Here is a 15916-nt window from a genome sequence, read left to right as displayed (position 1 = left end):
CCAACGACGTACGGCCTGGCGCCAGACCGAGGACGTACATCCCGGCGCGGCCCCGACCCAGGCACCGGCAGGTGGCGCACCAGCCGACCACCGGCCGACAGGCCAGGGGTGGCCGTTACGGCATCGGGCGCACCACCATCGCCGACCCCCCACCCCGCCGTACCGTCTCGGCGGCCGCCAGCCAGCGGCCGTCCTTCAGGCGCTGGACTCCGGTGGCCGCGCCGATCTCCGGGTTCTGGCGGAAGCCGTGGCCGATGGACTCCAGGTCCGCCTTCAGGCGACTGTTCCACAGGCCGGGTTCGAGCTCCGTGGTCGTCTGGTTGCGCTGGCTGGCGCGCGGCGCCGCGATCGAGTCGACCAGCGGCAGGCCCCGGTCGAGGAAGCCCGTCAGCGTCTGCAGCACGGTCGTGATGATGGTCGCGCCGCCCGGCGAGCCGAGGGCGACCACCGGCTTGCCGTGCTGGTCGAGGACGATCGTCGGGGACATCGACGAGCGCGGCCGCTTGCCGGGCCCCGGCAGGTTCGGGTCGTGGACGTCGGGGCTCGCGGGCGCGAAGGAGAAGTCGGTCAGCTCGTTGTTGAGCAGGAAGCCGCGGCCCGGCACGGTGATGCCGCTGCCGCCGGTCTGCTCAATGGTGAGGGTGTACGAGACGACGTTGCCCCACTTGTCGGCGACCGTGAGGTGCGTGGTGTTCTCGCCCTCGTACGTGGTCGGGGCGGCCTTGTCGCCGGTCGCACACGCGGCAGGGTTGCGCGGGTCGCCGGGGGCGAGCGGGCTCGTCAGCACGGCGTCGTCCTTGATGAGGCAGGCGCGCGAGTCCGCGTACTTCTGCGAGAGCAGCTCCTTCGTCGGGACGTCCTCGAAGGCGGGGTCGCCGACCCAGCGGCCGCGGTCCGCGAAGGCGATCCGGCTCGCTTCGATGTAGCGGTGCAGGTACTCGACCTCACTCGCCTTCGACAGGTCCGTCCGCTCCAGGATGTTGAGCGCCTCGCCGACCGTCGTACCGCCGGAGGACGACGGCGCCATGGAGTAGACGTCAAGGCCGCGGTACGAGGTCTTCGTCGGCGCCTGGCGCTTGGTGCGGTAGGCCGCGAGGTCCTTCAGCGAGAGGTCACCGGGCCGGGCCACCCGTCCCGAGTCCGGGTCCACCGGCGGCTCGTTCACCGTACGCACGATGTCCTTGGCCAGGTCGCCGTGGTAGAGCGCGCCGACGCCCTTGCGCCCGAGTTCGGCGTAGGTGGTGGCCAGATCAGGGTTCTTGAAGATCGAACCGACCACGGGCAGCTCGCCGCCCGGCAGGAACAGCTTCGCCGTGTCCGGGAAGTCCTCGAAGCGGGCCTGGTTGGACTCGGTCTGCGAGCGGAAAGTGGCGTCGACGGTGAAGCCGTCCCTGGCCAGCCGCTCCGCCGGCTTCAGCAGTGTGCCCAGCGGCCGGCTGCCCCAGGCGTCGAGCGCGGTCTGCCAGGTCGCGGGGGTGCCAGGCGTGCCGACGCTAAGGCCGCTGGTGACCGCGTCGGCGAAGGGGATCGGCTGGCCGTTCTCGAGGAACAGCCCGGAGTCGGCGGTCAGTGGCGCCGTCTCGCGCCCGTCGACGGTCTGGACGGTACGGGACTTCGCGTCGTAGTAGACGAAGTAGCCGCCCCCGCCGATGCCCGCCGAGTACGGCTCGGTGACGCCGAGGGCCGCCGCGGTGGCAACTGCCGCGTCGACCGCGTTGCCGCCCTTCCTCAGCACCTCGATGCCGGCGGCGGACGCGTCCGCGTCGACACTGGCGACCGCGCCGCCGTATCCGACGGCGACCGGTGTCTTCTCGGGCGGAGACGCCGCGTCCGAGGAGGGTGGCGCTGCCGCGCCGAGCGACACCACGGCCGCCGTAACGGCCACGAACGACAGGCTCCGCGCAACAGGGCGACGCATCCGTACCTCCAGTCGACACCGGTCCGGGCAGCGTAACTTCACTGCCATGCTCCCGTCAGGACCACCTTGAACTCGAACACGGGTCCGCGCGACCGATAGGCCCTGTCGCCAAACTCCCGTCGTCCGCCCGAAGGGCGGGCCCCGCGGCGTCTGGTGCGTGCGATCGCAAGACGCCGGAAAGTCCTCGATGGGGGTACCCCCATGCCCTTAAGGCTATGGGGGAGGAGCTACTAGGGCTTTTCGGCAACGCCGCTGGGGGCACCTCCCACGCCCTTAAGGCAGTGGGGGAGTGCGTGCCAGACGCCGCGGAGCAGGCGGGAGTTTGGCGACAGGGCCTATCATGCGCGCCCATGACTGACGACGTGCGCAACATCGTCCTGGGGGTGGTGGCGGCCGGTATCAGCGCGGCGCTGGGCTGGCTCACCCGTACGTATCTGTGGAAGCGGAAGCTCCGCCGGAAGCAGCGGTTCTTCGGGCTGCCGGACAACTCCGAGTGCGTGCTGGTGGTCAACCGGTCGGCGGGCAGCAGCGACTGGACCGTGGCGCGGCGCGATGTGTTCGCGCTGCTGGAGCTGTCCGCGATCATCAAGGACTGCGGGGCGCACGCGCAGATCGTGGCCCATGACGCCATGCAGCAGGGCTTCGGCGAGCGCACGGAGTTCTGCATCGGCGGGCCGTATTCCAACCAGCGGATGGCGGCGCACCTGCGGTCGCTGCTGCCCGGCGTCGAGGTCAACACGGACACCGAGCGAGGGCCGGACCAGGGCGCCATCCGGGTCGGCAGCGAGCTCCACCGGTGGGAGAAGGGCACGGTCGAGCACGTACTGCTGGCCCGCCTGACGGCGGACCAGTCGGGGCCGAACGCCCGCCCCGTCTTCCTCGCCTCCGGCCAGCACTCCAACGCCAACCACGCCGCCGTGCGCTATCTCGCGCGGAACCACGGCAAGCTGCTGCGCAAGTACGGCAACAGCTCGTTCGTGCTGCTGCTGAAGGTCGTGAACTCGCAGGCGTACGGACCGGACGTGGTGGAGCTGGTCGGCGACGTCACCCGGACCGCGCAGGCCCCGGCGCCGACGACGTCCGCGCCCGGCCCCTCTCATCGCGCCTCCTGAGCAGGCGGGTCGCACGCAGGCCCCGCAGAGCAATCGTTACTCCCACGTAACTTACCAACGGGTTACCACCGGTAAGCGGGCCCCGCTACCGTCAGGTCACTTTTCATGGCACGAGTCAGGAAGGTGACCATGGGATACCCGCACAAGGTTCTGCGTTCGACCGGCGCCGGAGCCGTCTCCGCGACCTTGGTCGCCGGCGCCGCGCTCGGCCTCGCCCCCGCCGCACACGCCGCTCCGACGGTCCAGGCACCGGCGATCGGCACCGCGACCAGCACGGCGACCGGCACTGCGTCCGCCCCGGGCATCCGGTTCGTCGACATCGCCGGCGACGGCGGCACCGTCCTCAAGGCGAACGTGGTCACGCCCGCGGCAGCCGCCGACGGCACCCGCAGATTCCCGGTCATCGTGCTGCCCACCAGCTGGGCCACGCCGCAGGTCGAATACCTCGCGCAGGCGCAGAAGCTCGCCGACTCGGGCTATGTCGTGGTCACGTACAACTCCCGCGGCTTCTGGCAGTCCGGCGGCTATGTCGAGGTCGCGGGCCCCCAGGACATCGCCGACGCATCGCGGGTGATCGACTGGGCGCTGGCGAACACCCCCGCGGACCCGGCGAAGGTCGGCATGGCGGGCGTCTCGTACGGGGCGGGCATCAGCCTCCTCGCCGCCGCGCACGACCCGCGCATCAAGGCGGTCGCGGCGCTCAGCGGCTGGGGCGATCTGATCGACTCGATCTACAGCGGGCGCACCCAGCACCTCCAGGCCGCCGCGATGCTCGGCGGCACGGCCTACCTCACGGGCCGCCCGAGCCCCGAACTCCAGCGGGTCCTCAAGGACTTCCTCGGCTCGAACCTGGCCAAGGAGCAGGAGCTCATCGCGTGGGGCAAGAAGCGCTCCCCGGCCTCCTACGTCGACCGGATCAACGACAACGGCGCGGCGATCATGCTGGCCAACGCCTGGGGCGACACCATCTTCCCGCCCAACCAGTACGCCTCGTTCTACGAGAAGCTGACCGGACCGAAGCGGCTCGAACTCCGGCCCGGCGACCACGCCACGGCCGAGGCGACGGGCCTGCTCGGCCTGCCCAACGACGTGTGGACCGACACCACCCGCTGGTTCGACCACTACCTCAAGGGCACCGACAACGGCATCGACCGCGAGCAGCCCGTACAGATCAAGTCCCGCTCCACCGACGGCTACGAGGGCTATCCGGACTGGAAGGCGGTCGGCCCGACGCGCAAGAAGATCGCGCTGGCGGGCACCACCACGGTCCACGCGAACGTCGACTCGGGCGCCAACGGCGGCATCCTCATGCTGTCCAACGCCCTCGACCAGTTCGTGCAGGTCCCGCCGGTCGCGTCCGTCCCGCTGCTGCCGCGCCGCTACGCCACCGTGTGGCAGTCCGAGAAGTACGGCACGCCGCAGCAGATCCGCGGTACGGCGCAACTCCACACGACGGTGACCAGCACCAAGGAGAGCGGCACCCTCGTCGCCTATCTGTACGACGTCGGCCCGCTCGGCCTCGGCAAGCTGGTCAGCAACGCGCCGTACACCTTCCACGGGCAGACGCCCGGAAAGCCGTTCGCCGTCGACCTGGAGCTGTTCTCCACGGCCTACGACGTCCCGGCGGGCCACCGGCTCGCCCTGGTCGTCGACACGGTCGACCCGCTCTACATCGAGCACAACCCGACCGGCGCGCAGCTGACCTTCTCCTCGCCCGCGGCCGACCCGTCGTATGTGTCGGTACCGCTGCGCGAGCAGTGATCTTCGGCTGACGCCGGGCAGGGGCGTCCCTGCGGGTGGTCTGTCTCCCCCCAATGGCCCCCAACGGCCCCCCGACGGCCTTTACGACTTGGGTGCCGTGGGGGGACCGGCGCCCGGCAGCAGCGTTCCCGTCTCCGCCGGGGCGACCTCCACGGCCTCGGTCTTGAGGCTGCGCCGCTCGAACTTCGCCACCCAGTTGGCGAACCAGGACAGCAGCATGCACATCCCGATGTAGATCGGCGAGATCACCATCACCACGGGGATGAACGGCAGGTCGTAGTCGAGGTTCGAGGCGATCAGCTTTCCGGCGTGCAGGAACTCCTCGTAGGTGATCAGGAAGCCCAGCGAGGTGTCCTTGAGGGCCACCACCAACTGGCTGATGATGGCGGGCAGCATGGCGCGCACGGCCTGCGGGACGAGGACGTAGGACATCACCTGGGTCTTGCGCATGCCGAGCGCGTACGCCGCCTCGCGCTGCCCGCGGTCCACGGAGTTGACGCCGGAGCGGAAGACCTCGGCGAGGACCGAGCCGTTGTAGAGCGTCAGTCCGGCGACGAGGGCGGGCAGCGGCTGCACCTTCAGCGCCACGAAGATGAAGAAGATCATCACCAGCACGGGCATGGCGCGGAAGAACTCGACGATCAGCGTGGCCACCCAGCGCACCGGCGCGTGGTCCGACAGCCTGCCGACCGCCAGGACGCCGCCGAGCGCGAGCGAGAGCACCGCGGCGATCGCGAACGCCTTGAGCGTGTTGCCGAGCCCCCGCAGCAACAGCTCCTGGATGCCCTCGTACTGGAAGGGCATCCACTTCGTGTAGGTGAACTGGCCGGTGTCGAAGAGCAGGTACAGCAGCCACGCGATGAGCCCGACGATGACGAGCGTCGCGAGGACACCGTAGGCGAGGTGCCGCTGCCGGGTCCTGGGGCCCGGAAGGTCGTAGAGGGCCGAGGCGGTGGCGGCGGTGGTGGTGGCTCGGGCCATGGGGCTCATCGGGCGACTCCATAGCGCTTCTCCAGCACGTTGAAGATCGCGCTGATGGTGAGGGTGATGATCAGGTAGCCGACGGCGATCCAGACGAACGTCCAGATGATGTTGTAGCCGAGCTCGTTGAGCGTCTTGTACGTGCCGAGGAGCTCGGTGACGCTGAACGCTCCCGCGATGGCCGAGTTCTTGGCCAGCGCGATGAGCGTGGAGCCGACGGGCGGGATGACGGTGCGGAAGGCCTGCGGCAGCACGACGGTGGAGAGCGTCTGACGGAACGTCATGCCCAGGCTGCGCGCCGCCTCGCCCTGTCCACGGGGCACGGTGTTGATGCCGGAGCGCAGTGCTTCGCAGATGAAGGCGGAGGTGTAGCAGCCGAGAGCGAGGACGGCGAAGAGCTGGAAGGGCAGCACGATTCCGAACCGCGGCAGGCCGAGCAGTACGGCGAAGAACAGCAGCGTGAGGGGTGTGTTGCGCAGCACCGTCACCCACACCGTGCCGAAGACCCGGAGGGAGCCGACCGGCGCCACGCGGAACGACGCCATGACGAAGCCGAGGACCAGGGCCAGGACGGAGGCGTAGACGGTGAGTTCGACGGTGCCGAGGAAACCCTTGCCGTAGAGGGAGAAGTTCTCGACGAGTACGTTCATGGGGGCCTCCCTCAGCTCGCCGGGTAGCGGTCGATGGGCGGCGGCGTGGGCGCCGGGACGCCGGACAGGCCGAGCGTCGCGTCGTACGCCTGCTTCCAGTAGCCGTTCTTCTCACCGTGCTCCAGGGCGTCGTTGATCGCGTTGCGGAGCGCGTTGTCGTGGCGTGGCACACCGATGCCGTAGGGCTCCTCGGAGAACGGCTCGCCGACGACCTTCAGCTCGTCCGGCAGCTTGGCCGCGAAGCCGATGAGGATCGCGTCGTCGGTGGTGACGGCGTCGACCTGGTAGGTGAGCAGGTTGTCGACGCAGACCGAGTACGTGTCGTACGCGACCAGGATCGCCTCCGGGAACTTCTCCTGGATCCGCTGGTACGGGGTCGAGCCGCTGGCGGAGCAGACCCGCTTGCCGGCGAGGTCCTGCGGCCCCTTGATGTTCTCCTCGTCGGCGCGCACCAGCAGGCTCTGGCCCGCCATGTAGTACGGGCCGGCGAAGCCGACGAGCTTCTTGCGGTTGTCGTTGATGGTGTAGGTGCCGACGTAGTAGTCGATCTGGCCGTTCTGCAGGGCCGTTTCGCGGTTCGCCGACGCGATCGTCTTGAACTGGATCCTGTTCGGGTCGAGGCCCAGGTAGGCCGAGACCATCTTGGCGATCTCGATGTCGAAGCCCGTGTACTGGCCGCTCGCCGGGTCCTTCTCGCCGAGGTACGGCTGGTCCTCCTTGGCACCGACGACGAAGTAGCCGCGCTCCTTCGCCCGCCTCCAGGTCGGCGAGTCGGGCAGCTCGAAGTCCTTGTTCACCTCGAACATGGGGAGTTTGTCCTGCGCGGGTCCCTTCACCGGCGGGCTGCCGGGCTTTCCGCAGGCGACGGCGGCGAGTGCGGTGATCAGCAGCAGGGCGAGGGCGCGGCACACACGTGTCGTACGCGTCATGGCTGTCGTCCCCCGCCTCAGTGCTTGAGGATCTTGGAGAGGAAGTCCTTGGCGCGGCCGCTCTCCGGGTTGGTGAAGAAGTCGTGGGGAGCGCGGTCCTCGATGATCCGGCCGTCGGCCATGAAGACGACGCGGTTGGCGGCGTTGCGCGCGAAGCCCATCTCGTGGGTGACGACGACCATGGTCATGCCGTCCCGGGCGAGCTGCTGCATGACCTCCAGGACCTCGTTGATCATCTCGGGGTCGAGGGCCGAGGTCGGCTCGTCGAAGAGCAGCGCCTTGGGGTCCATGGCGAGGGCGCGGGCGATGGCCACGCGCTGCTGCTGGCCACCGGAGAGCTGTGCGGGGTACTTCTCGGCGTGCGCGGCGAGGCCGACGCGGTCCAGGAGTTCGCGCGAGCGCTGGTCGGCCTCGTCCTTCCTGCGCTTGCGCACCTTCGTCTGCGCGAGGGAGACGTTCTGGACGACGGTCTTGTGCGCGAAGAGGTTGAAGGACTGGAAGACCATGCCCACCTCGGCGCGGAGCTTCGCGAGGGCCTTGCCCTCCTCGGGGAGCGGCTGGCCGTCGAGGTGGATGCTGCCCGACTGGATCGTCTCGAGCCGGTTGATCGTGCGGCACAGCGTCGACTTCCCCGACCCCGAGGGGCCGATGACCACCACCACCTCCCCTTTGCCGACGGTGAGGTTGATGTCCTGCAGGACATGCAACGTCCCGTAGTACTTGTTCACATCACGCAGTTCGATCAAAGGATCGACGGCCAATGGATCAACGGCCATGCCCAGCTCTACCCACTCTCAGCGGTCTCGGTTCGCGCAAACTATCCACCGCAATATGGGATTTAACGCATGACACGCGCTTACTTGAATAAAAGGTATTTGTCGGGCGACGGGTCCGGCTGGGGGCTCGCTTGGCGGCTCGCTTGAGGGCTCGCTTGGGGCTCGCTTGGGGCCTCGTCGCCCGCTTCTGGACAGGGCCTTCCGTCAGGCCTCGGAGGCCTCCGCGTACACCTGGGAGAGCTGGGGCGCGCCGTTCACCGCCCAGTCGAGCCCGGACTCGACGACGTGGATCTCCCGGCCCGATGCGAGCCGCACCACGGGGTGGCCGCCGGGCCAGACGTGCCACCGCGCGCCGGGCACGGTGCGCACGATGACCGTGCCGAGGTAGAGACCCGCGTCGTTGCCGAGCCACGGCAGCATCTCGGGGTCGTCGCGCCAGCGGGGCAGCAGCTGGTCGAGCGCCTCCAACGAGGCGGCGGAGTCGTCCAGTTCCAGGCCCGTCTGCCCCGCCTGGGAACGCAGCAGCTCACACTCGGACAGGAGCGCGCCGACGCCCTCCGGGTCGGCCTCGAACGCGGCCGCGAGCACATTGCTCCGGTCCGACTCCGCCGACTGCCGCTTGCGCCAGATGTCCAGGAAAGGGATGTTCATACCACCCAGACTGACACCGACCCCGGCCCGGACACCACAGGCGCGCGGGGCTACCCGTTCGGGCGGAGTTCGGCGGGAGTTCGGATGGTGTTCTGGTCTGACTCATTGACGCGTCCCTGTCGCCTCTTTAGCTTCATGGCGCACCTGTCACCTGGTTCCCGAGCGGGAGGAGTCGGTCGTGCGCCGACGCATGTGGGGTCCGGCCGCGTTGCTCGCTCTTCTCGCCACGGTGGTGCCCGTGGCGTCCGCGGAGGCCGCCGTACCGATGGCATCCGCCGAGGCCGCGCCCGGGGTGAGAGCCGAGCCGCTCCCTCTGGAGCGGCTCTTCGACAACAGGGCGGTCAGCGACGACGCACGCCCCGGCGCCGCGGACTTCGACGGCTCGGGCGGCTCCCTGTCGGCCCAGGACCTCACGGCCGCCGGCTGGACCCCCGGGCGCTCCCTGTCCGTGGACGGCGCCCGCCTGACCTGGCCGCGCACGGCCCCGGGCGAGCCGGACAACGTAACGGCCGACGGCCAGTCCGTACGGCTGCGCGGCCGCGGCGACGCCCTCGCCTTCCTGGTCGCCGGCACGGGCGGCAAGGCGCAGGGCACCGGAACGGTTCGGTACCAGGACGGTTCGCACAGCACCTACCGGCTGACCGCACCGGACTGGCGCTCCGGCCCCCTGGCCACGAAGTCCGTGGCCCTGCCGCACATCAACACCCCCGACGGTCAACTCGCCGAGAAGGCACGGCTGTACGTGGTGACGGTGCCCGTCGTCCGCGGGCGCGCCGTCGCCTCCGTCGAGCTGCCCCGGGACAACGGGCCCGACCTGCACGTCTTCGCGCTCTCCGTGCGGCCGACGACCGAGGGGTGGACGGGCAGTTGGTCGGCGTCCACCGCCGGATACGCGGCCGTGGGGCCCTGGACGGACCGGACGGTACGGCTCGTCGTGCACACCAGCACGGGCGGGCCACGCGTGCGGATCCGCCTCGAGAACACCTTCGCGACCACGCCCGTACGCATCGGCAGTGCGACCGTGGCGGTGCAGGACGCTGGCGCGGGGGCCCGCGGCGAGCCCGTGGCGATGTCCTTCAGGGGCGCCGCCGGGACCGAGATCCCGGCGGGCGCACAGGCGTTCAGCGACCCGCTGGACTTCGACGTGCCCGCCGACACCAACCTGCTGGTGAGCTTCCACCTGCCCGGCACGGTGACGGCGGCGCCCCTGCACAGCCAGGCCATCCAGCGGTCGTACGTGAGCGGGCCGGGCGACCACGCGGCGGACGGCTCCTCCTCCGCGTACACCTCGACGATCACCACCTGGCCGCTGCTGACCGGGGTCGACGTGGGCGGTGGGCCGGGGTCCGTGGTGCTGCTCGGCGACTCGATCACCGACGGGGTGCGGTCGACGCAGGACGCGAATCGCCGGTGGCCCAATGTGCTGGCACGGCGCCTGCTGAACCAGAGTGTGGTCCCGCGCTATGGGGTCCTCAACCAGGGCATCTCGGCGAACCGTGTGGTCACCGACCGCTACCCCGGCGACGGCGTCTCCACCGACACCGGCGGCGTCAGCGCGCTGCACCGGCTCGACCGCGACGTCCTCGCCCAGACCTCGGTGCGGACGGTGGTGGTCTTCCAGGGGGTCAACGACGTCCGGTGGGGGGCTTCGGCGGAGCAGGTGATCGCCGGGCTGCGGGAGATCGCCGAGCGGGCGCGGGCGCGCGGGCTGCGGGTGGTGGGCGCGACGATCGCGCCCTGTCGGGGGGAGTCGTTGTGCACCGCGTCTGCGGATGCGGAGCGGGTTGCCGTCAACGCGTACATCCGGGACAGCGGTGGGGACTTTGATGCCGTGCTGGACTTCGACGCGGTGTTGCGGGATCCGGCGGAGCCGGCGCGGATGCTGCCCGCTTATGACAGTGGGGATCATCTGCATCCGGGGGATGCGGGGTTGGCGGCGATTGCGGAGTCGGTGGATTTGCGGGTGCTGGGGGCGTAGGGGCTGAATCTTTCAGCCCGTCCGGCGTTTGAGGACGAGCCCGAAGGGCGATTGCGGGGGGTCCAGGGGGCTGGCCCCCCTGGTTACGGGAAGGGGCGGGGTGGGGATTAAATCTCCAGGTCCACCACGACCGGCGCGTGATCCGACGCGCCCTTCCCCTTCCGCTCCTCGCGGTCCACATACGCATCCGACACGGCCTTCGCGAACGCCTCGTTCCCGTAGACCAGGTCGATCCGCATCCCCCGGTTCTTCGGGAAGCACAACTGCCGGTAGTCCCAGTACGTGAACGGCTGCTCATACTTCAGCGGCCGCGGCACCACATCCGAGAGCCCCGCCTCCCGCAGCGACGCGAGGGCCGCCCGCTCGGCGGGAGTGACATGCGTGGAGCCCTCGAAGAACGCGGGATCCCACACGTCGTCGTCGGTCGGCGCGATGTTGTAGTCGCCCAGCACGGCGAAGGGGCGGCTGCCTGCCGCGTCGCCCGCGACCGCCGCCTTGAGGGCCTCGATCCACTCCAGCTTGTACGCATAGTGCGAGTGCTCGACCTCGCGGCCGTTCGGCACGTACACCGACCAGACGCGGGCCGGGCCGCACGTGGCGGAGATGGCGCGGGGCTCCTCCGCGCCGTCGTACCCCGGGTCGCCCGGCAGGCCCCTGACCACGTCCTCGATGCCGACCCGGGAGATCACCGCCACGCCGTTCCACCGGCCGGTGGCGTGCACCGCGCACTCGTAGCCGAGCTCGCGGAGCTGCTCGGCCGGGAATCCCTCGGCGGTCGTCTTGGCCTCCTGGAGGCACAGCACGTCCGTACCGCTGCTCTCCAGCCAGGCGAGCAGCCTCGGGAGGCGGGCGGTGATCGAGTTCACGTTCCAGGTGGCGATGCGCATGCCCTACAAACTACCTGCCGGGTACGACAAACGGTCGGGCCACGTGGCGCGAGCGCCGGGCAGACCGCGGAGCAGCCTGCCCGGCACCGCACCGCGCCGCTACTTGGTGAGGTACTTCTCGAGGTCCGCCACGACCTCGTTCGCGGCCGTGACGCCCAGGCCGAGGTACCAGGTCTCGTCCGGCACGTCGTAGGCGTGGCCGGCCTTGACGGCCTTCAGGTTCTTCCACAGCGGGTTGCCCGTGGCCTTGGCCTTGTCGGTGGCCTTCTCGTCGCCGTAGACGCCGGTGAAGATGTAGTCGGCGTCGGCCTGGTCGATGTTCTCGGCGCTCACCTCGGCGGCGAGGTCCTCGATGTCCTGGTTCTTCGGGCGCGGGATGCCGGCGTCCTTGAGGATGGTGCCGATGAACGAGGCGTTGGCGTAGAGGCGGATCACGCCGCCGGGCAGGTAGCGGACCATCGAGACGGTCGGCTTCTCGGCCCCGAGCTTCTCGCTCAGCGCCGCCACCTTCTTGTCGTACGCGGCGAGCTGGCTCTTGGCCTCGGCGGTCTTGTCGAGCGCCGCAGCATTGAGGAGGTAGTTCTCCTTCCATGTGAAACCGGGGCGGAGGGAGAAGACGGTCGGGGCGATCTGCTTCAGCTCGTCGTACTTGTCGGCGGCGCGCAGCTGGCTGCCGAGGATGAGGTCGGGCTTGAGCGCGGCGATGGCCTCGAGGTTGAGGTTGTTGATGGTGCCGACGTTGGCGGGCTTGCCCGCGTCCTTCTTCAGGTACGACGGGAGCTCCGGGGAGCCCTCGGTGGGCGCGAGGCCGACCGGCTTGATGCCGAGCGACACGACGTTGTCGAGCTCGCCGACGTCCAGGACGACGACGCGCTTGGGCTGGGACTTGATCTCGGTCTCGCCCATGGCGTGGGTGATGGTCCGCGGCCACTCGCCGGGCCCCGCGTCGGTGCCCATCGCAGCGGTCTTCTTGGCGGCCTCGGAGAAGTCCTCGCCGCCCTGGGCGACGGCCTTCTTGTCGTCGGCTCCCGCCGTGGCCTTGCCCGACCCCTCACCAGAGCCGGACGAACCGCCGCACGCCGCGAGGGACAGCGTGGCGGCGACGACGAGGGCGACGGCAGCGGTGCCGCGGCGCCGAAGAGACATACAGGACTCCTGTGTTGCTGTGAATCACCTATGGATTTCTTAGGTGAGGCTAACTTATGTTGGGCCTGTATGGGTGCGGCAAGTGGCGGAGCATGTGCTTCCGGTCACGGAACGGACCTGCGGTGGTCGACTCGTCCATCGCCGGCCGTGCGGTCGTCGACTCGCCCGTCACGGACGTACGGTCGTCAACTCGTCCGCGGGCCCGGCCTCGTCTCCCTGACTGTCCAGCTGCCAGGGCGCGCCCGGCACGACCAGAGGACCGCCCGTCACCGGATCCGGTACGACCACCGATGCGAGCCCGAAGACCTCCTGCACGAGGTCCGCGGTGACGACGTCCCTCGGGGAGCCCTGTGCGACAATCCGGCCGGCCTTCATGGCGACCAGGTGGTCGGCGTACCGCGCGGCCTGGTTGAGGTCGTGCAGCACGGCGACGACGGTACGCCCGCGCTCGCGGTTGAGCTGCCGGACCACGTTCAGCACCTCCACCTGGTGGGCGATGTCGAGGTACGTGGTCGGCTCGTCGAGCAGCAGCAGGTCGGTGTCCTGGGCGAGGGCCATGGCGATCCAGACGCGCTGACGCTGGCCGCCGGACAGCTCGTCGACCAGCCGGTCGGCCAGGCCGCTGGTCCCGGTGCGCTCCATGGCCTCGGTGACGGCCTTCTCGTCGTCGCCCGACCACTGCCGCCACCACCGCTGGTGCGGCTGCCGCCCGCGCGCGACCAGATCCGCGACCGTGATCCCCTCCGGCGGCACCGGGGTCTGCGGCAGCAGCCCGACGGCCTGGGCGATCTTCCTCGAAGGGATACGCGACAGCTCGGTGCCGTCGAGCAGGACCGCACCGCGCCGTGGCTTCAGCAGCCGTCCCAGCGCCCGCAGGACGGTGGACTTGCCGCAGGCGTTGGGGCCGACGATGACCGTGACCTTGCCGTCCGGTATCTCCAGGTCCAGGCCGTCGACGACGATGCGGTCCTCGTACGCGAGGGTGAGTCCCCGGGCCGTGAGACGGTTGTCGGTCACACGGTTGTCGGTCACGCGGTGCCTCCGAAACGGCTAGAGGTACGGGCGATCAGCCACATCAGATACGGCGCGCCCACGGCCGCGGTGAGCACCCCCACCGGCAGCTCGACCGGCGAGAACAGAACCCGGGCCAGCAGGTCCGCCACGACCATGATCAGCGCGCCGGTCAACGCCGAGCACAGCAGCGGGATCTGGGCCGTGCGCGTGAGCCGGCGGGCGATCTGCGGCGCGAGCAGCGCCACGAAGTCGACCGGCCCCGCGGTGGCGGTCGCCACGGACGCCAGGACGACGCCGAGACCCACCAGGCCGAGGCGGACCCTGCCGAGCCGGACGCCGAGGGCCGTCGCCGTGTCGTCGTCGAAGGACACATCCCGCTGGGCCCGGGCCGCCCACACCACGAACGGCACGGCGACCAGCAGGATCACCGCGAGGGGCGCCGCCTGGTCGTAGCCGCGGCCGTTGAGCGAGCCGGTGAGCCACACCTTGGCCTGCTGGGCCACGAGGTAGTCGCCCTTGGTCAGGAACAGCTGCGTCAGCGAGCCGAGCGCGATCGAGAAACCGATCCCGATGAGCACGAAGCGGGAGGCGTGCAGGCCGCGCCGCCAGGCGAAGACGTACACGAGCAGTGCGGCGGCCAGGCCACCGCCGACGGAGACATACGGCAGCGCGGTGTACGACGTGACGCCGAAGGTCATCGCCGCGACCGTCGCCGCACCCGCGCCATGGGTCACGCCGATGACATCGGGGCTGGCCAGCGGGTTGCGCGCCACGGTCTGGATCAGGGCGCCGGCCACGCCGAACGCGGCGCCGACCAGCAGACCGACGGTCAGGCGCGGCATGCGCAACGTGCCCACGACGAGTTCGTCCGGACTCGGTTGCCCGAGCAGCACGCGGACGACCTCGGCAGGCGAGACGAAGGACTGCCCGACGCACAGATACGCCACCACCGCCACCGCCAGCAGCACGCCAAACGCGGCCGTGACCACACTCCCGCGCCGGTGCAGCAGGAAACTGGCCTGCCCGGCACGCAGCACGGCGTAACCGGCCGGACGCACCGTGGCCACCGTACCCACCGTTTCGGCGACCCGCGTCATGCCGCCACCACCGCCTTGCGCCGTACCAGAGCGACCAGGAACGGCACGCCGAGCAGTGCGGTCATGACGGCCACCGGCACCTCCGACGGCGGGAAGACGATACGGCCGAGTACGTCCGCGAGCAGGATCATCACCGGTCCGAGCAGCGCGGCCAGGGGCAGCACCCAGCGGTGCCCTGTGCCGACCAGCGCCCGTGCGATGTGGGGGACGGCCAGGCCCGTGAAGGCGATGGGCCCGGCGGCGGCGACCGCGACGCCGGTGAGGACGGTGGCGCCGACGCCTCCGAGGATCCGCAGCAACGCGACATTGTGGCCGAGGCTCTTGGCCACGTCCTCGCCCAGCGCCATCGCGTCCAGGCCGCGTGCCGTCGCGGCGACGAGCAGAAGTCCCGCGACCAGGAACGGCGCGACCTGGCCGACGATGGCGGCGTCCCGGCCGCTGATCGAGCCGACCTGCCAGAAACGGAACTCGTCCAGCGCCGCCGCGTTGGTGGTGACGATGCCCGAAACCAGCGAGACCAGCAGGGCGTTCACCGCGGCACCGGCCAGCGCGAGCTTCACCGGGGTGGCCCCGCCGCGCCCGCTGCCGGCGATCACATAGGCGGTCACCGCCGCGATGCCGGCGCCCACGAAGGCGAACCACACATAGCCGCTCAGCGTGTGCACGCCCGCGAAGGCGATCGCGCAGACCACGCCCAGCGACGCGCCCTGGCTGACGCCCAGGATCCCGGGCTCGGCGATCGGGTTGCGCGTGATGCCCTGCATCACCGTGCCGGCGACGGCCAGCGCGATCCCGACCAGCACGCCGACGATGGTCCGCGGCACCCGCAGGGCGCGTACGACCTGCGCGTCGTCGTCGGTACCGCCATGCAGCAGGGCGTGCACCACCTCGCCCGGAGCGATGGCACGGCTCCCGACCGCAAGGCTGAGCAGAACCGCGAGGAGCAGCAGCAACGTGCCCGCGACCAGCCAGCCGATGCGGCGCGAGGTCGTTCGGGACATGCGCTCCGCTCTCTC

Annotated in this window: 14 protein-coding genes; 3 read left to right on the top strand and 11 right to left on the bottom strand. The window is 70.4% G+C overall.

Translation table 11 applies throughout. The features are described from left to right. Nucleotides 1-115: 115 nt before the first annotated feature. Nucleotides 116-1918, bottom strand: a complete 1803-nt coding sequence (gene ggt / locus STSP_RS25515) for a gamma-glutamyltransferase (protein WP_067282604.1) — start codon at nt 1916-1918, stop codon at nt 116-118. A 350-nt stretch (nt 1919-2268) separates the two neighbouring features. On the opposite strand from ggt, the gene STSP_RS25510 reads away from it, so the two are divergent. Beyond that, the gene (locus tag STSP_RS25510) at nt 2269-3030 is read left to right on the top strand and encodes a hypothetical protein (RefSeq protein WP_078067495.1); all 762 of its coding nucleotides are present in this window, start codon (nt 2269-2271) and stop codon (nt 3028-3030) included. Between the two features lie 129 nt (nt 3031-3159). Further along, the gene (locus tag STSP_RS25505) at nt 3160-4791 is read left to right on the top strand and encodes an alpha/beta fold hydrolase (protein WP_067282602.1); all 1632 of its coding nucleotides are present in this window, start codon (nt 3160-3162) and stop codon (nt 4789-4791) included. A gap of 81 nt (nt 4792-4872) precedes the next feature. On the opposite strand, the gene STSP_RS25500 is transcribed toward STSP_RS25505, so the two are convergent. The 5 genes from STSP_RS25500 to STSP_RS25480 all read right to left on the bottom strand — a co-directional run bounded on the left by STSP_RS25500 (nt 4873) and on the right by STSP_RS25480 (nt 8778). Continuing rightward, nucleotides 4873-5781 (bottom strand): amino acid ABC transporter permease, encoded by a 909-nt coding sequence (locus STSP_RS25500; protein ID WP_232789786.1) that lies wholly within the window; start codon nt 5779-5781, stop codon nt 4873-4875. Then, nucleotides 5778-6422, bottom strand: a complete 645-nt coding sequence (locus STSP_RS25495; protein ID WP_067282598.1) for an amino acid ABC transporter permease — start codon at nt 6420-6422, stop codon at nt 5778-5780. Before STSP_RS25495 ends, STSP_RS25500 begins: the two co-directional genes overlap by 4 nt. A gap of 11 nt (nt 6423-6433) precedes the next feature. Then, nucleotides 6434-7351 carry a glutamate ABC transporter substrate-binding protein gene (locus tag STSP_RS25490; RefSeq protein ID WP_067282596.1) on the bottom strand — a complete coding sequence of 306 codons (918 nt, stop codon included), beginning with the start codon at nt 7349-7351 and terminating at the stop codon, nt 6434-6436. Nucleotides 7352-7368: 17 nt separating this feature from the next. Beyond that, nucleotides 7369-8112: an amino acid ABC transporter ATP-binding protein gene (locus STSP_RS25485; protein WP_067282595.1), complete on the bottom strand. Its 744-nt coding sequence runs from the start codon at nt 8110-8112 to the stop codon at nt 7369-7371. A gap of 219 nt (nt 8113-8331) precedes the next feature. Beyond that, nucleotides 8332-8778 (bottom strand): DUF6278 family protein, encoded by a 447-nt coding sequence (locus STSP_RS25480; protein WP_067282593.1) that lies wholly within the window; start codon nt 8776-8778, stop codon nt 8332-8334. Nucleotides 8779-8968: 190 nt separating this feature from the next. On the opposite strand from STSP_RS25480, the gene STSP_RS25475 reads away from it, so the two are divergent. Beyond that, nucleotides 8969-10756, top strand: a complete 1788-nt coding sequence (locus STSP_RS25475; protein WP_067282591.1) for an SGNH/GDSL hydrolase family protein — start codon at nt 8969-8971, stop codon at nt 10754-10756. Between the two features lie 107 nt (nt 10757-10863). Here STSP_RS25475 and STSP_RS25470 read toward each other — a convergent pair whose 3' ends face one another. The 5 genes from STSP_RS25470 to STSP_RS25450 all read right to left on the bottom strand — a co-directional run bounded on the left by STSP_RS25470 (nt 10864) and on the right by STSP_RS25450 (nt 15901). Beyond that, nucleotides 10864-11643, bottom strand: a complete 780-nt coding sequence (locus tag STSP_RS25470) for an exodeoxyribonuclease III (protein WP_067282590.1) — start codon at nt 11641-11643, stop codon at nt 10864-10866. Between the two features lie 99 nt (nt 11644-11742). Next, complete coding sequence (locus STSP_RS25465) at nt 11743-12789, bottom strand: ABC transporter substrate-binding protein (protein ID WP_067282588.1); 1047 nt, start codon at nt 12787-12789, stop codon at nt 11743-11745. A gap of 168 nt (nt 12790-12957) precedes the next feature. After that, nucleotides 12958-13821, bottom strand: coding sequence for an ABC transporter ATP-binding protein (locus STSP_RS25460; RefSeq protein WP_232789785.1), 864 nt, complete (start codon nt 13819-13821; stop codon nt 12958-12960). After that, nucleotides 13818-14900, bottom strand: a complete 1083-nt coding sequence (locus STSP_RS25455) for a FecCD family ABC transporter permease (RefSeq protein ID WP_067282586.1) — start codon at nt 14898-14900, stop codon at nt 13818-13820. The genes STSP_RS25460 and STSP_RS25455 overlap by 4 nt, the downstream gene beginning before the upstream one ends. Further along, nucleotides 14897-15901 carry a FecCD family ABC transporter permease gene (locus STSP_RS25450; protein ID WP_067282584.1) on the bottom strand — a complete coding sequence of 335 codons (1005 nt, stop codon included), beginning with the start codon at nt 15899-15901 and terminating at the stop codon, nt 14897-14899. The genes STSP_RS25455 and STSP_RS25450 overlap by 4 nt, the downstream gene beginning before the upstream one ends. Between the last annotated feature and the right edge of the window lie 15 nt (nt 15902-15916).

Origin of the sequence: Streptomyces jeddahensis, from assembly GCF_001642995.1 — a bacterium.
Lineage (GTDB): Bacteria > Actinomycetota > Actinomycetes > Streptomycetales > Streptomycetaceae > Streptomyces > Streptomyces jeddahensis.
This window is presented reverse-complemented; position numbering and strand designations above follow the sequence as displayed.

What these genes read in the sequence shown, in the direction of transcription:
- ggt (WP_067282604.1), bottom strand. Translation starts at nt 1,918, where the DNA reads ATGCGTCGCCCTGTTGCGCGGAGCCTGTCGTTCGTGGCCGTTACGGCG.
- STSP_RS25510 (WP_078067495.1), top strand. Translation starts at nt 2,269, where the DNA reads ATGACTGACGACGTGCGCAACATCGTCCTGGGGGTGGTGGCGGCCGGT.
- STSP_RS25505 (WP_067282602.1), top strand. Translation starts at nt 3,160, where the DNA reads ATGGGATACCCGCACAAGGTTCTGCGTTCGACCGGCGCCGGAGCCGTC.
- STSP_RS25500 (WP_232789786.1), bottom strand. Translation starts at nt 5,781, where the DNA reads ATGAGCCCCATGGCCCGAGCCACCACCACCGCCGCCACCGCCTCGGCC.
- STSP_RS25495 (WP_067282598.1), bottom strand. Translation starts at nt 6,422, where the DNA reads ATGAACGTACTCGTCGAGAACTTCTCCCTCTACGGCAAGGGTTTCCTC.
- STSP_RS25490 (WP_067282596.1), bottom strand. Translation starts at nt 7,351, where the DNA reads ATGACGCGTACGACACGTGTGTGCCGCGCCCTCGCCCTGCTGCTGATC.
- STSP_RS25480 (WP_067282593.1), bottom strand. Translation starts at nt 8,778, where the DNA reads ATGAACATCCCTTTCCTGGACATCTGGCGCAAGCGGCAGTCGGCGGAG.
- STSP_RS25475 (WP_067282591.1), top strand. Translation starts at nt 8,969, where the DNA reads ATGTGGGGTCCGGCCGCGTTGCTCGCTCTTCTCGCCACGGTGGTGCCC.
- STSP_RS25470 (WP_067282590.1), bottom strand. Translation starts at nt 11,643, where the DNA reads ATGCGCATCGCCACCTGGAACGTGAACTCGATCACCGCCCGCCTCCCG.
- STSP_RS25465 (WP_067282588.1), bottom strand. Translation starts at nt 12,789, where the DNA reads ATGTCTCTTCGGCGCCGCGGCACCGCTGCCGTCGCCCTCGTCGTCGCC.
- STSP_RS25455 (WP_067282586.1), bottom strand. Translation starts at nt 14,900, where the DNA reads ATGACGCGGGTCGCCGAAACGGTGGGTACGGTGGCCACGGTGCGTCCG.
- STSP_RS25450 (WP_067282584.1), bottom strand. Translation starts at nt 15,901, where the DNA reads ATGTCCCGAACGACCTCGCGCCGCATCGGCTGGCTGGTCGCGGGCACG.